We start from the raw sequence: 13,096 nt of genomic DNA, 5'->3' as shown, positions 1-13,096 counted from the left end.
CTGCAAGGCAACACCGTTGCCTGAACCAATGGCTTCACCGCAGTACCCACGAAAAGCCCGGCCTGATCAGCCGGGCTTTTTCATGCTCAAAATCCATCACTCAATCGTCTATCCTGTGCCCCCGCACACTCACCGGAGACAGCCGTGCCGCCCCTGACCGCCCGCGAGGTTTACCAGCAATTGCGTGATGTCGCCCAAGGCATTCGCCCGTTCGCGCGTCTCGCCGATCAGCCCGGACAGGGCCACGCGCAGGTCGACATCGAGGGCTGGCGCATGACCCTGGATGTCGACGGCAATCATCTGCGCCACTGCCTGCATTGCCAAAGCCCCGATGGTCGTGAGTACGACGGTTGGCAGCATTACGGCACCGACCCGGTCAGTTTGCTCAGCACTTGGGAGCTGGCACAGATCGAACGACGGTTGGCTGAGTGACACGCGCGCTCAATCTTCAACAAACCCGTCAATGGGCCTTCGTTCCGCTGTCTCACCTGTGTTACATAACAGTGATAGTGAATCCAGCGTCCAACGAGGTTTACCCATGCTCCGCTTCCCACGCTTGCCGCATCTGTCGACCTGCACCCTGATCGGTCTGCTCGCGGGCGGCGCCCACGCTGAAACACCTTCCCCGGCACCTGAACCCTTGCAACCGCTGCTGGCGACGATCAACGAGCGCCTGAACATCGCTGACCAGGTAGCGCTGACCAAGTGGGACAGCGGCAAGCCGATCCAGGACAGCACTCGGGAAGCGCAAGTCATCGCCAATGCCAGGAAGATTGCGATTGAGAAAAACGTGGACGCGGATGAGGCCGCCGAATTGATCGCCGCCCAGATCGAAGCCAACAAACTGGTGCAGTACGGGCTGATCGCGCAATGGCAAGCGGCGCGCAATGCACCTGATGTACCACGGCCGGACCTGAATCAAATCAGGCCGAAACTGGATGAACTGCAAAGCCGCCTGTTGCAGCAATACGCTGATTTCGTGCCCTACCGCGTCGACCCGGAATGCCCGAACTGGCTGGCCAAAGAGCGCTCCGGCCTGATCAAGGATGCGCTGCACGGCCAGGCACTGATCCGTGCCACCGGAGAGTTGTGCATCACTGATCAATAAGCACGACCCATACCGGTAGGAGCCGGCTTGCTGGCGATAGCGCTCTCAAGGACGCCATCGCCAACAAGCCGGGCTCCTACAAAAAGCCGTCTCTACCATCCATTGACTGCGTCAATAGTCACCATCAACTCAATGAAGTTCTCTTAAAAAATCCGCGGCGTAACATTGGCTCCATACCAACCAACAACACCTTGGAGCACACGATCATGAAACGCCAAACTATCCTCAGCATCGCTTTCTCGGTTTTTGCAGTTAACGCTTTTGCCGCTACCGCTACTCAGCCAGTTGTCGCTGAAGGTGGCTCGGATCGTCTGATTGAAAGCCGTGTGGCTGAAGGTGGTTCGGATCGTTTGATCCAGAATCGTGTCGCCGAAGGTGGCTCTGACCGCCTGATTGAAAATCGCGTTGCTGCTGATGGTTCGGATCGCCTGCAAGGCAACACCGTCGCGGCCGATGGCTCCGACCGTCTGCAAGGCAACACCGTTGCCGCTGATGGCTCGGATCGCCTGCAAGGCAACACCGTCGCGGCCGATGGCTCCGACCGTCTGCAAGGCAACACCGTCGCCTAAATAAATCGCTTCACCGCAATACCCACGAAAAAGCCCGGCCTGATCAGCCGGGCTTTTTCGTGGACGCCGAGTTTGCTTTCGAGACAAACGAAAACCTGTGGCGAGGGAGCTTGCTCCCGCTGGGTCGCGAAGCGGCCCCCTCTTCATTCAAAAAGAGCGGGACTGCTGTGCAGTCCAGCGGGAGCAAGCTCCCTCGCCACAGCGTTTAAGTGAACAGCATTTCGGCTGATATGACCGGTGACGCGCCATGGGTGGATCTGGCAGCCTTGCTTAATGTGTCGCGACCTCCCTGATCTGGACCTCAAGCATGAGCAAGACCGAAGCGCTGGCCAAAATAATGCTCGGCCCCGTGCTACTTATGCAGGGGCAATACACGCGCCGGGTAACCCCAAAATTGCCGGAAGCCGAGGGCGAACGCGAGGGTGTTGCGGGAAGTGGCGAAGCCTTGCGCTTGTTGATTCTCGGCGATAGCGCCGCTGCCGGCGTCGGGGTGTCGACGCAGGCCGATGCGTTGAGCGGACAGTTGGTCAGCCTGCTGGCCAGGCAATATCGGCTGAGCTGGAAGCTCTGGGCGCGGTCCGGTCTGGATTCGCAGACACTGCTGGAATTGCTCGAACACCACGCCCCGGAACCCTTCGATGTGGTGCTGCTGTCCATTGGCGTCAATGATGTCACCAGCACCTTGGCGGTTGAGCAGTGGATCGCCCGGCAACAACGCTTGATCGACGTCCTGCGCGACAAATTCGCGGTGAAGCAGATCGTCGTCTCCCCGCTTCCGCCCATGCATCTGTTTCCTGCGCTGCCGCAACCGCTGCGATGGTACCTGGGCCATCGGGCGGCCTGTTTCAACCGGCAGCTTGCCAAACTGGCGGCAAGCACGGATCACTGTACGCTGCTGAGCACCCGGCTAGTGCCCATGGCTGGATCAATGGCGCGGGATGGTTTCCACCCCGGACCGGCAACCTACCGTGTTTGGGCAGGCGATGCCGCGGAGGTGATCGCCGCGCGCTTTCGCACAACTGCATCAGGCAACATTGAACAACAACAAAAAAACAGGAGTTGAAAATGTCTGAACTGAAACTGCACCCCAACGCCGCCGCATCCTTGAGCCAATGGCACGAGATGATCCGCAGCGGTGACTTGAGCCACTTGCCGGAGTTGCTGGACCCGCAAGCCGTGTTCCGCTCGCCCATGGCGCACACGCCGTATCCGGGCGCGCCGGTGGTGTCGATGATCCTCAACACCGTGTGCAAGGTGTTCGAAGACTTTGCCTACCACCGCGAACTGGTCAGCGCCGACGGCTTGAATGTGGTGCTGGAATTCAGCGCCACAGTCGGCGAAAAACAGTTGAAGGGCATCGACATGATCCGCTTCAACGAACAGGGAAAAATCGTCGAATTCGAAGTGATGGTTCGTCCGTTGAGCGGCTTGCAAGCGTTGGGCGCGGAAATGGGCCAACGTCTCGGCGCTTATCTGGCCGCCAGTAAAGCCTGATCGCTGGGCAGCACCGGTCGAGGCTTTGGCACCACTTGCAGCTCGACCGGCTCGCAGAAAAAACCATTGCAGCGTGAACGTAACCAGCGCTCGCCCGGATCGTTGTGCACCGCCGCGCGCCAGACCATGGAAAGCTCCTGCGAAGGCAACTCCACCGGCGCCGGCTCGGCGCGCAATCCACCCGGCGATACCATGGCCCTGGCCACGTAATCCGGCACGATGGCCAACATTTCACTGTGTGCCAACAGCACCGGCAACGCACTGAACTGCGGAACCGTCAGCACGACTTTGCGCTGCCGATCAAGCAGTCCAAGGGCCTGATCGGTGTCGTCCATCACGTTGCCTGTCGACGACACCATGGCGTGTGGACGGCGGCAAAACTCCTACAATCCTAATGGACCGGGTCGACTATCCGCCCGCAGCAGCATCGGGCGAATTGGCCGCAGGCCCTTGCGGCGTGCCGTCGCCGGCAGGTCGTGGGTATGGCTGATGCCGAGGGATACTTCGCCGCTGAGCAATATCTGCGACATCTGCCGGTGATCGGCTCGACGCACGATCAACCTGATGTTCGGTGCCTCGATTTGCAGCTGCCGCAACAGACGCGGGAGCAACGCGTATTCGACGTCATCAGAGAGTCCGACATGAAAAGTCGCTTCACTGGTGCGCGGGTCGAACGACTGGCAACGGCTCAACGCGGCCGCCATGCCGTCCAGCGCCGGCGTCAGGTTGGAGAAGATTTCTTCCGCCCGCGCGGTCGGCTCCATCACCCTTCCGGCACGAACGAACAACGGGTCATCGAACATCACCCGCAAACGGCCCAATGCACCGCTGATGGCTGGCTGGCCGAGGAACAGCTTCTCACCGACGCGGCTGACATTTCGCTCGTGCATCATCGTCTCGAACACCACCAGCAGATTGATGTCGGCACGACGCAGGTCATTTCTGTTCATGATGTTCGTTACCTGGGCACAAGGCCAAAGAGTTCAGGAAAGTGCATGGACAGGTTAATTGCGCGGATGAAAATCGTCTGTCGTACATGGGGACAGCTCACTCATGCGTTAGATGAGTGCATTGATACCTCGGTATAGCCAGTGACTAAAAAAATCAATTTTATTAATGACTTCCAACTGTTTTAGATCACCGCGTGCGCCAACGCCTGGCAGATATTTCGGGTTTTTTGTCCTAACGGAACGCAGGCCCGTGCTTCTAGGATACTGAACCGATTCTCCGCCCCCAGCCCGACCAGAAACCGAGGCGCGCATGATCGAAAACCAGACAAATAAGCCTGCCCATGCACGCAGCACACATCCCTTCCTAAAAGGAGCCGACAGCAAGATGCTGTACAACTCTGGCCAAAGGACTTCTCGTTTCTTGATCGCTACCAGCCTGAAGCCGCTGGAGAACGCGCTGGTGTGGTTGGTGGGCTTGATCGTCGCGTGCGGGATTTTCCGGGGCGGCCGGGCATTGGGATCATCGCGTGGATGAGGACCATTTCGAACAACCAGGCAATCTGTTCCGCTTGGTGTCACAAGCGCAGAAACAAGCCCTGTTCGAAAACACCGCGCGCTCACTCAGTGGCGTTTCCCAAGCGGTTCAACAGCGCCATATCGCACATTGCACCAAGGCCGATCCGTTCTACGGCGCGGGGGTTTCCAGGGCGTTGGCCGCCATTAACGGTTAACACACAAAAACCTGTGGGAGCGGGCTTGCCCGCGATTGCGGAGTGTCAGGTAACGTCAATGGCGACTGATACACCGCTATCGCGGGCAAGCCCGCTCCCCCAGGATCCGGCGAATCGCTCAGAAAAATATTCAGTGCAGGCAGGTCAGCAACCCGCGTCGGTTAGACGCGTGTGCACAAGCCGAGCGTCGATGGCATCATCAGCCGCTACCTGATCGACCAAGGAAGTCTCCTGATGCGTATGAAATCAATGCTGGCCGCCGAGATCGAGCGATGACGGCCATCGTTCGGCCGCGGCCGATGCTGATATTCCTGGGTCTGTTGCTGGTGTTAGTGTTCTGGCTGTCCCTGGCGCTCGGGCCGGTCAGCCTGCCGCTGGGCGATACCTTGCTGGCCGGGCTGCGGCTGTTCGGGTTGCCGGTGGACGGCGGCGATACCCAACAGGCCGAGCTGATTCTCGGGCAGATCCGCCTGCCGCGCAGTTTGCTCGGCATCGCGGTCGGTTCGGTGCTGGCGTTGTCCGGCGTGGCCATGCAAGGGTTGTTTCGCAATCCGCTGGCGGATCCGGGACTGGTCGGGGTGTCGGGTGGTGCGGCACTGGGCGCGGCCCTCGCCATTGTCGGCGGCAGCATGCTTGGCGGATTGCCGCCGGCCATTGAACCGTATCTGCTGTCGGTCTGCGCCTTCGTCGGTGGCTTGATCGTCACCGCGGTGGTGTATCGCTTCGGCCGCAGCAATGGCCAGACCAACGTCGCCACCATGTTGTTGGCGGGCGTAGCGATGACGGCCATGGCCGGTGCCGGGGTCGGATTGTTCACCTACCTGGCTGACGATGCCACCCTGCGCACCCTGACCTTTTGGAACCTGGGCAGCCTCAACGGTGCCAGCTATCCGCGCCTGTGGCCGTTGCTGATGGTCGCGGTCGGCGTGGCGTTGTGGTTGCCCCGTCGCGCGGCGGCACTCAATGCGATGCTGCTGGGTGAATCGGAAGCGCGTCACCTGGGTTTCGATGTCGAGCGGATCAAACTGGAGCTGGTGTTGTGCACGGCGCTGGGTGTCGGTGCTGCGGTCGCGGCTGCGGGCCTGATCGGGTTTATCGGCCTAGTGGTTCCACACTTGATGCGGCTGCTGGTCGGGCCGGATCATCGCGTATTGCTGCCGGCGTCATTGCTCGCTGGTTCCAGCCTGTTGTTGCTGGCCGATCTGGTCGCGCGACTGATGCTGGCGCCGGCCGAATTGCCGATCGGCATTGTCACCGCACTCATCGGTGCACCCTTCTTCCTTTATCTGCTGGTGCGGGGGCGTTCCTGATGTTGCGGGCAAACAACTTGCTGGTGCGGCGCGGCAGTCGCACCGTGCTGACGGACATCGATATCGAGTTGCATGCGGGGCAAGTCCTCGGCGTGCTGGGCCCCAACGGCGCCGGCAAAAGCACCCTGCTCGCCGCCTTGTGCGATGAGTTGCCGGCCAGCGAAGGTACGGTCAGCCTGGACGGGCGCAAGCTCGCTGACTGGCCCGGTCAGGAGCGAGCCAAACGCCTGGCGGTATTGCCCCAGAGTTCGAGCCTGAACTTTGCGTTCTCGGTCAACGAAGTGGTGGGCATGGGCCGCTTGCCTTATGCCAGTGGCCGCGTGCGTGATGCCGAAATCGTCGCCGAAGCGCTGGGTGCCGCCGACGCCCTGCACCTGGCCGGGCGCAGCTATCTGGCCCTGTCCGGTGGCGAGCGCCAGCGTGTGCATCTGGCGCGGGTGCTCGCGCAATTGTGGCCCGGCGCGGAGGGGCAGACCTTGTTGCTCGACGAACCGACATCCATGCTCGACCCGCTGCACCAGCACACTATCCTGCAAGCAGTGCGCGATTTCGCCACTCGTGGCGCGGCGGTATTGGTGATCCTGCATGACCTCAACCTGGCCGCACGTTATTGCGATCACTTGCTGTTGTTGCAGGACGGTCGCCCTCACGCTTACGGCACGCCGGACGAAGTCCTCACCGCCGAAGCACTGGAAGCGGTTTATGGACTGCAAGTGCTAATCCACCGTCACCCGGAACGCGGCCATCCGTTGATTATCGCGCGCTGAAACCCGCCCCCTTTTGCGAGAGAGGGCGGCAATCGTTTGAGGAGAACCGATGCGCATTCTGCTGCTATGTCTGTTCAGCCTGTTGGCTGCCTGCCAATCCAAGGACGTATCGCCACCACCGGCACCCATCGCGCAGGAAGGACGGGATCACACTGATTTCGGCGTGATCCGCGAGCTCGCCACCGGTCGACCCCTCACGCCGCAAGCGTTGGTCGAACGCCTGGCCGTTGCACCGCGGGTTTTGGTCGGTGAACAACACGACAACCCCGATCACCACGCCTTGCAGCTGTGGCTGCTGCGCGAACTGGCCAAGCAACGTCCGCAGGGCAGTCTGTTGATGGAAATGCTCAACCCCGATCAACAGGCGAAAGTCGATGCGGCTCAAGCGGCCACCCACGCTGGTCAGCCGCCGGCCGATTCTTATCAGGCACTGGCTTGGCAAGCCAATTGGGATTGGGGCGTTTACGGGGCGTTGATTAACTACGCGCTGCGACAGCCCTACCCGCTGCTGTCGGCCAATCTGGATCGCTCGCAGATCATGCAGATTTATAAACAGCGCCCGACGTTGAACGGCGAAGCGTCCACCGCCCAGCAGGTACAAACCACATTGCTGGAGGACATTCGCCAGTCCCATTGCGGCTTGTTGCCCGAGTCACAGATGCCGGCGATGTTGGCCGTCCAGCAACAACGCGATCGACGCATGGCCGAGCGCCTGATGGCCGCGCCCAAACCTGCGTTGTTGTTGGCCGGTGCATTCCATGTGCGCAAGGATTTGGGAGTGCCGCTGCACTTGCAGGATCTTGGCGCGGGCCAGGGCAACGCGGTGCTGATACTGGCCGAAGCGGGCAAGACCGTGACCTTCGAAAGCGCCGATTACGTGTGGTACACGGCAGCGCAACCGGAAGAGGATCACTGCGCGCAATTGCGTCGTTAAAAAGTCCCCTGTAGGAGCTGCCGAAGGCTGCGATCTTTTGATCTGGCATCCAAACCATCACTGCGCCGAAAAGGTCTCCAGATACGCCAACAAATCATCGATTTTTTCCTGATCGCTGATCCCCCAGAAAATCATCCTGGTGCCGGACACCACGGCTTTCGGATCTTCGATGTACGCCGCCAGTTTTTCCCGCGTCCAGACGATGCCCGAAGACTTCATGGCGTCCGAATATTGATAATCCGTGGTGCTCCCCGCCACACGCCCAACAACCCCGTTGAGTTGCGGACCAAAAAACGCCCGCGCCGACTCGCCGATCTGATGGCAGCCGCCACACACCCGTTTGAACAGTTTCCCACCGGCCTCGGCATCTCCGGCGGCGTTCGCTGGCGCGCCGAACAATCCTGCACAGAGCAGAACGGCGAAAGTCATTACCGCGGCTTTGTTCATCTACAGCTCCAGATCGGGTGTTGCGTACGGCGAAAAGTGGCGGCTATTTCATCATGTCTGGCGGCTTTACCGAAGCCTTTCAGACATCGCTCTCTGAAGCCATTCGTCGTCAACGCCTATCCTTCCCTTTACATCGATAGGGGGCAGTACGACCGTGGAGAACTACCCGAATGCCAATCAGTCAAGCATGAGCCTGTGGCGAGGGAGCTTGCTCCCGTTGGGCGGTGCAGCCGACCCATTTTTTTGGGGCCGCTTCGCGCCCCAGCGGGAGCAAGCTCCCTCGCCACGGGTTACTGTTCCGTCATTCGGTCTTTTGACTGATCGCATTACCGGGTCGTACCCGCCCTCTTCCACGTTCAGGAGAGTCCCATGCGAACCCGTTTCCCCCTCGCCCTGCTGCCCCTGTTGTTCACCCTGACCATGACCGCCCAGGGTCAGACCGCCACGCCGCCCGCGCCTGTCGTCGCGCCAGTGATGCAACAGGCGCTGGCCGATTATCCCGGCAAGGAAGTGCTGATGATTACCGTTGAATACCCGCCCGGTGGCGCAGATCCGGTTCATCGACATGACGCCCACGGCTTCATCTATGTGCTCGAAGGCACGATCGTGATGGGCGTCAAGGGCGGCAAGGAAGTCACACTGACAGCCGGGCAAAGTTTCCACGAAAGCCCCGAGGATATTCACACCGTGGGGCGCAATGCCAGCCAGGACAAACCCGCCAAATTTCTCGTATTCCTGCTGAAGGACCAGAAAAAACCGGCGGTGATTCCGGTCGATTGACCGTCGCAGTCCATACCCGTGTATGGGCTGTTCATACCAAGATATTCCCGCAGGCAACCTATGCATGAGTGACGGGATTATTGGGGCAACTAAGATGGCGACATCGAGTGCCAGCGCTGTAAGGCGCTGCATTCATTCCGCCAGATTGTTGCTCGAATAGTCCCTGCCCCATAGGTGAACATGATGAACACCCGTGCATTCGCACTAGGAATTGCCCTCTGCTCCACCATCGGTTTTATCGCGCCGTTCACCCATGCCGCCGAGACCGGTGCCGGAGCCAATAGCGCCAGTACAGCCGCGCATAACCTCGCAGAAGGCGGCGCTGACCGCATCAAGGAAAGGCAACTGGCAGCCGATGGTGCGGACCGTCTAAAACAGAACCAGGTCGCCGAAGGAGGCGCTGATCGCCTGAAGGAACGCCGAGTCGCCGAAGGTGGTGCCGATCGCCTGGAGGAACGCCGACTCGCTGCGGACGGTTCGGACCGTCTCCAGCAGAATCAGGTCGCGGGGTCCAACTACAACGCGATGCGCGGCACACGCGTGGCGGAAGGTGGCTCAGAACGGCTGCGGCAAAATCATTACGCCGACGGCAGCAATGGCTACGATGCCAGCTCCGACGTCATGCCCCACTTCTGCCTGGAATGCCGCTGACCGGGCATTGATACTCCGCCAGCGCGCAAAAAAATCCGGAGCCTGTCGAGAGCTCCGGATTTTTTGCTTGTGGCTTTTACTGCACGTTTTTCAGCTTGATCACATCACCGGACACCTTGGTGGTGTAGCCGTTCAGGACCCACGCCCAGAACCAGCGTTCCTGCACTTGGGTATTGATCATGGCATCGCCGCCCTTGGCTTTGATCGCCGCGTCCTGTGCACGTACAAAACGGCTGTTCTGCCGAATCGGGATCACACCGAACAGCATCAGGCCGGTGGCGCTGGCTTCGCTGTGACCCAGCACGGTGTACTGGTTGCTGTCGTAATGCTGGGTGTTCATCGGCGCGCCGCTGCAACCGGCCAATACGAGACCCAACACGGTGGTAGCAACAACTTTACTGAGGTATTTCACAGTACAACTCCATGAGAAAACGCCCGGGATCCATCTCTCGGGCGGCGCGCATTCTAGCGGAGATGATGGCAAGTGGATATCACCCAAAACAGCTCAAACCTGTAGGAGCCGGCTTGCTGGCGATGGCGGAGGAACAGTCGACACAGATGTCGCCTTTCGGACCGCTATCGCCAGCAAGCCGGCTCCTACACAGCATCAGTCCTTGAAGTCAGTGGACAGCGCCAGCTCATTCCACTCCGCCAACTCCTGAGCGACCAGGCGGTTTTTCGATTCGATGCGGGCGATGGTGTCGCTGCCCAGCGCCAGACGCTGTGGCGGTTTCGGCGCATTGACCAGCGCGAGCATGGCCTCGGCAAACTTCACCGGATCGCCCGGTTGGGCATGGTTGGCAGATTCGGCATGCTTGCGCATCAAACCCACCGTTTCGTCGTAGTCCGACAGTTCCAGCGCGGTCTTCACCAGCGACTGTTCATCAAGGAAATCCGTGCGGAAAAAGCCAGGTTCGACCACCGTGGCGTGAATCCCCAGCGGCGCCAATTCCTGATGCAGGGCCTCGGTAATGCCCTCCACCGCGAACTTGGTCGAACCGTAGACACCCCAACCCATGTAGGCCTGATAGCCGCCGATGGAGGAAATGTTGATCACATGCCCCGAGCGCTGGCGACGCATGTGCGGCAGCACCGCGCGGGTCACGTTGAGCACGCCGAAGACATTGGTGGCGAACAGGCGCTCGGTCTCGCTGGCGCTGGTTTCTTCCACCGCCCCCAACACGCCGAACCCGGCGTTGTTAATCAGCACATCGATGCGGCCAAAACGCTTGATGCCTTCTGCCACCGCCTGATGCGCTTCTTCTTCGCGGGTGACGTCCAGGCGCACTGCCAGCAAGTTTGGATGATCGCCCAGTTTGGCGGTGATTTCTTCGGGTTTGCGGGCCGTGGCAATGACCGCGTCGCCGGCACGCAGAGCGTGTTCTGCGATGAGAGTGCCAAAACCACGGGAAGCGCCAGTAATGAGCCAAGTACGCATATCAACTCCTCCTGTCAGCGACCCGAGCGTGATTGCCGGGCCTTCTTGATGAGTTGACGCCACTTTAAAACTCCACTACTGATGTGATAATCCCAATAATTTTGCATGACTTTGTGAAAGGTATTCACAGATGAAAGCGCCTTCAGCGGCAGAGCTCTCGACTTTCCTGTGCGTGGCCACACACTTGAATTTCAGTCGGGCAGCGGTGGAACTCGGGCTCACGCCTTCGGCGCTGAGCCATTCGGTGCGGACGTTAGAGAACCGTCTCGGCGTCAGGTTATTCAATCGCACCACCCGTAGCGTCGGGTTGACCGAAGCGGGCGAACGTCTGCACGCACGATTGAAACCCGCCTTTCGCGACATCGACGATGCATTGGAAGACCTGAACCATTTCCGCGATAAGCCCTCGGGCAACTTGAGAATCACCGCAGGCCGCCAAGCCGCTGAACTGGTGCTGTTGCCGATGGCCAGCAGCTTCCTGGAAGCCTATCCGGACGTGAGGCTGGAGATCGTGACGGACGACGCGCTGGTTGATGTGGTGGCGCAGGGATTCGACGCCGGTGTGCGGTTCGGTGTTCGGCTGGAGGCCGATATGGTGTCGCTGCCTATTGGCCGCTACATGCGTTCGGTGGTCGTAGGCTCGCCGGCATTTTTCCGCAAATATCCCGTTCCGCAAAAACCCGAGGATCTACATGGCCTGCCGTGCATCCGCCATCGCTTCCCCAGTGGCACGCTGTATCGCTGGGAATTTGAACGTGGCGGGATCGCCCAGGAAATCGAGATAGACGGCCCGCTGACTCTCGGCGACGTCAGCCTGATGGTAGGCCCGGCGTTGCAAGGTGCGGGCCTGGCCTACGTATTCGAAGACATGGTCAAGGCACAGATTGCCAGTGGCAGCTTGATACAGGTCTTGGCCGACTGGTGTCCCTTCTACCCCGGTTTGCACCTCTACTACCCCAGCCGTCGACATGTGCCGGCGACGCTAAAGGCTTTCATAGAATTCGTTCGTGCCGCCCGACCTGAGGCCACCTCAATCCTGTAGAGCTGGCTTGCCAGCGAAGGCGGCCTCACGTCCTGCATCGCGACTGACGACGCCTTCGCCAGCAAACCCGGGACAGTCCGTACCCTCAGGCCTTGAGATAGTCCAGCGTCTGCGCCGTACTCCACAGGGCGTTGGCGATGTAGCGGTAGTTGATCAGCGCGGCCAGGTAACCATCGCCTTCCGGAGTCGTCGGGCCGGCGGTGGCGTCACGCACCACGGCCACTTCAAAACCCTGTTCCAGCAGCTCTCGCAGGTGCGACTCGACGCAGAGGTTCGCCGCCATGCCCGCCAGGATGACTTGCGACACACCGTGCTTGCGCAGTTGCAGGGCCAGGTCATTGGTTTCCGGGCCATACACCTTGTGCGGCGAAGCGATGATGGTTTTGCCGTCGAGAATGTACGGTTTGAACTCGGGCATGAAATCGGCACCGGAGTTTTCGAAACCGTCGAGGGTCAGCGGGCCCTTGCGGTCGAACATGCTGATGCTGTGCATGACCTTTTCCAGCGGCCCCGAAATGCCATTGGTGGTCACACGGAAAGTAATAATGCGGGGAAACGGCGACGGTGATGCCGGCGTCTTTGGCCGCGGCGAACAACTGGCCGAGGTGATTGACCACGTCGTGCTCGACAACGCTTTTGCCGAAGACGCTCCAGCTCACGCCTTCGGGGCTGAGGAAGTCGATCTGCGGGTCGATCACCACCAGCGCCGTGCGTGACAGGTCAAGCTTCATGCCCGGGTCCGGCAGCGCGGGCTCTGCCGGGTCGGCGTACGGGGTGGCGGTGCGGATCGAGTCGTTGCTCATAGCGGGGAACTCCGGACGTGGATGAGAAAAGTCGCTCTGCGCCATGGCGCCCGACAGGGGCGTTGCTTAAGA

Annotated in this window: 16 protein-coding genes and 2 pseudogenes; 13 read left to right on the top strand and 5 right to left on the bottom strand. The window is 60.3% G+C overall.

The window, feature by feature from the left end:
• The first annotated feature begins 144 nt into the window (after positions 1-144).
• The 5 genes from NL64_RS04625 to NL64_RS04605 all read left to right on the top strand — a co-directional run bounded on the left by NL64_RS04625 (position 145) and on the right by NL64_RS04605 (position 3,171).
• Positions 145-432 carry a DUF7693 family protein gene (locus NL64_RS04625; protein ID WP_034146973.1) on the top strand — a complete coding sequence of 96 codons (288 nt, stop codon included), beginning with the start codon at positions 145-147 and terminating at the stop codon, positions 430-432.
• Between the two features lie 106 nt (positions 433-538).
• On the top strand, positions 539-1,108 hold the full coding sequence (locus NL64_RS04620) for a chorismate mutase (RefSeq protein WP_034146972.1): 570 nt from the start codon (positions 539-541) through the stop codon (positions 1,106-1,108).
• 206 nt (positions 1,109-1,314) lie between these two features.
• The gene (locus NL64_RS04615; protein ID WP_034146971.1) at positions 1,315-1,677 is read left to right on the top strand and encodes a hypothetical protein; all 363 of its coding nucleotides are present in this window, start codon (positions 1,315-1,317) and stop codon (positions 1,675-1,677) included.
• Positions 1,678-1,984: 307 nt separating this feature from the next.
• Complete coding sequence (locus tag NL64_RS04610; protein ID WP_052321197.1) at positions 1,985-2,740, top strand: SGNH/GDSL hydrolase family protein; 756 nt, start codon at positions 1,985-1,987, stop codon at positions 2,738-2,740.
• Between the two features lie 2 nt (positions 2,741-2,742).
• Complete coding sequence (locus NL64_RS04605; RefSeq protein WP_034146970.1) at positions 2,743-3,171, top strand: nuclear transport factor 2 family protein; 429 nt, start codon at positions 2,743-2,745, stop codon at positions 3,169-3,171.
• Here NL64_RS04605 and NL64_RS04600 read toward each other — a convergent pair.
• Positions 3,147-4,121 (bottom strand): annotated as a pseudogene (locus NL64_RS04600) (LysR family transcriptional regulator). The gene NL64_RS04605 and the pseudogene NL64_RS04600 sit on opposite strands and share 25 nt — an antisense overlap.
• Before the next feature lie 310 nt (positions 4,122-4,431).
• Between NL64_RS04600 and NL64_RS04595 the strand changes: the two are divergent.
• The 5 genes from NL64_RS04595 (at position 4,432) to NL64_RS04575 (ending at position 7,863) form a co-directional block, all read left to right on the top strand.
• The gene (locus NL64_RS04595; RefSeq protein ID WP_034146969.1) at positions 4,432-4,656 is read left to right on the top strand and encodes a hypothetical protein; all 225 of its coding nucleotides are present in this window, start codon (positions 4,432-4,434) and stop codon (positions 4,654-4,656) included.
• Positions 4,649-4,852, top strand: a complete 204-nt coding sequence (locus tag NL64_RS04590; RefSeq protein WP_034146968.1) for a catalase-related domain-containing protein — start codon at positions 4,649-4,651, stop codon at positions 4,850-4,852. Before NL64_RS04595 ends, NL64_RS04590 begins: the two co-directional genes overlap by 8 nt.
• 326 nt (positions 4,853-5,178) lie before the next feature.
• A complete protein-coding gene (locus tag NL64_RS04585; protein ID WP_172668642.1) occupies positions 5,179-6,162 on the top strand; it encodes a FecCD family ABC transporter permease in 984 nt (327 codons plus the stop codon).
• Positions 6,162-6,929, top strand: a complete 768-nt coding sequence (locus NL64_RS04580) for a heme ABC transporter ATP-binding protein (RefSeq protein ID WP_034146966.1) — start codon at positions 6,162-6,164, stop codon at positions 6,927-6,929. Before NL64_RS04585 ends, NL64_RS04580 begins: the two co-directional genes overlap by 1 nt.
• Before the next feature lie 49 nt (positions 6,930-6,978).
• Positions 6,979-7,863 carry a ChaN family lipoprotein gene (locus NL64_RS04575; protein ID WP_034146965.1) on the top strand — a complete coding sequence of 295 codons (885 nt, stop codon included), beginning with the start codon at positions 6,979-6,981 and terminating at the stop codon, positions 7,861-7,863.
• Positions 7,864-7,920: 57 nt separating this feature from the next.
• Here the strand turns inward: NL64_RS04575 and NL64_RS04570 are convergent, their stop codons facing one another.
• The gene (locus NL64_RS04570; protein ID WP_034146964.1) at positions 7,921-8,310 is read right to left on the bottom strand and encodes a c-type cytochrome; all 390 of its coding nucleotides are present in this window, start codon (positions 8,308-8,310) and stop codon (positions 7,921-7,923) included.
• A gap of 369 nt (positions 8,311-8,679) precedes the next feature.
• Here NL64_RS04570 and NL64_RS04565 point away from each other — a divergent pair, with 369 nt between their 5' ends.
• Both NL64_RS04565 and NL64_RS04560 read left to right on the top strand, forming a co-directional pair.
• The gene (locus tag NL64_RS04565; RefSeq protein WP_034146963.1) at positions 8,680-9,090 is read left to right on the top strand and encodes a cupin domain-containing protein; all 411 of its coding nucleotides are present in this window, start codon (positions 8,680-8,682) and stop codon (positions 9,088-9,090) included.
• Positions 9,091-9,273: 183 nt separating this feature from the next.
• Complete coding sequence (locus NL64_RS04560; RefSeq protein ID WP_253277055.1) at positions 9,274-9,741, top strand: hypothetical protein; 468 nt, start codon at positions 9,274-9,276, stop codon at positions 9,739-9,741.
• A 76-nt stretch (positions 9,742-9,817) separates the two neighbouring features.
• Here the strand turns inward: NL64_RS04560 and NL64_RS04555 are convergent, their stop codons facing one another.
• Both NL64_RS04555 and NL64_RS04550 read right to left on the bottom strand, forming a co-directional pair.
• Positions 9,818-10,153 carry a hypothetical protein gene (locus NL64_RS04555; RefSeq protein ID WP_034146962.1) on the bottom strand — a complete coding sequence of 112 codons (336 nt, stop codon included), beginning with the start codon at positions 10,151-10,153 and terminating at the stop codon, positions 9,818-9,820.
• A gap of 195 nt (positions 10,154-10,348) precedes the next feature.
• Positions 10,349-11,179, bottom strand: a complete 831-nt coding sequence (locus tag NL64_RS04550; protein ID WP_034146961.1) for an oxidoreductase — start codon at positions 11,177-11,179, stop codon at positions 10,349-10,351.
• Positions 11,180-11,309: 130 nt separating this feature from the next.
• Here NL64_RS04550 and NL64_RS04545 point away from each other — a divergent pair, with 130 nt between their 5' ends.
• On the top strand, positions 11,310-12,221 hold the full coding sequence (locus NL64_RS04545; protein ID WP_034146960.1) for a LysR family transcriptional regulator: 912 nt from the start codon (positions 11,310-11,312) through the stop codon (positions 12,219-12,221).
• Positions 12,222-12,306: 85 nt separating this feature from the next.
• Here the strand turns inward: NL64_RS04545 and NL64_RS04540 are convergent.
• Positions 12,307-13,024 (bottom strand): annotated as a pseudogene (locus tag NL64_RS04540) (cysteine hydrolase family protein).
• Positions 13,025-13,096 lie beyond the last annotated feature (72 nt).

Source organism: Pseudomonas fluorescens, assembly GCF_000802965.1.
GTDB lineage: Bacteria > Pseudomonadota > Gammaproteobacteria > Pseudomonadales > Pseudomonadaceae > Aquipseudomonas > Aquipseudomonas fluorescens_A.
This window is presented reverse-complemented; position numbering and strand designations above follow the sequence as displayed.

Excerpts from the sequence above, each read along its gene's own strand:
- NL64_RS04565 (WP_034146963.1), top strand. The coding sequence starts at position 8,680 with ATGCGAACCCGTTTCCCCCTCGCCCTGCTGCCCCTGTTGTTCACCCTG.
- NL64_RS04605 (WP_034146970.1), top strand. The coding sequence starts at position 2,743 with ATGTCTGAACTGAAACTGCACCCCAACGCCGCCGCATCCTTGAGCCAA.
- NL64_RS04615 (WP_034146971.1), top strand. The coding sequence starts at position 1,315 with ATGAAACGCCAAACTATCCTCAGCATCGCTTTCTCGGTTTTTGCAGTT.
- NL64_RS04550 (WP_034146961.1), bottom strand. The coding sequence starts at position 11,179 with ATGCGTACTTGGCTCATTACTGGCGCTTCCCGTGGTTTTGGCACTCTC.
- NL64_RS04545 (WP_034146960.1), top strand. The coding sequence starts at position 11,310 with ATGAAAGCGCCTTCAGCGGCAGAGCTCTCGACTTTCCTGTGCGTGGCC.
- NL64_RS04595 (WP_034146969.1), top strand. The coding sequence starts at position 4,432 with ATGATCGAAAACCAGACAAATAAGCCTGCCCATGCACGCAGCACACAT.
- NL64_RS04560 (WP_253277055.1), top strand. The coding sequence starts at position 9,274 with ATGAACACCCGTGCATTCGCACTAGGAATTGCCCTCTGCTCCACCATC.
- NL64_RS04620 (WP_034146972.1), top strand. The coding sequence starts at position 539 with ATGCTCCGCTTCCCACGCTTGCCGCATCTGTCGACCTGCACCCTGATC.
- NL64_RS04610 (WP_052321197.1), top strand. The coding sequence starts at position 1,985 with ATGAGCAAGACCGAAGCGCTGGCCAAAATAATGCTCGGCCCCGTGCTA.
- NL64_RS04580 (WP_034146966.1), top strand. The coding sequence starts at position 6,162 with ATGTTGCGGGCAAACAACTTGCTGGTGCGGCGCGGCAGTCGCACCGTG.
- NL64_RS04570 (WP_034146964.1), bottom strand. The coding sequence starts at position 8,310 with ATGAACAAAGCCGCGGTAATGACTTTCGCCGTTCTGCTCTGTGCAGGA.
- NL64_RS04575 (WP_034146965.1), top strand. The coding sequence starts at position 6,979 with ATGCGCATTCTGCTGCTATGTCTGTTCAGCCTGTTGGCTGCCTGCCAA.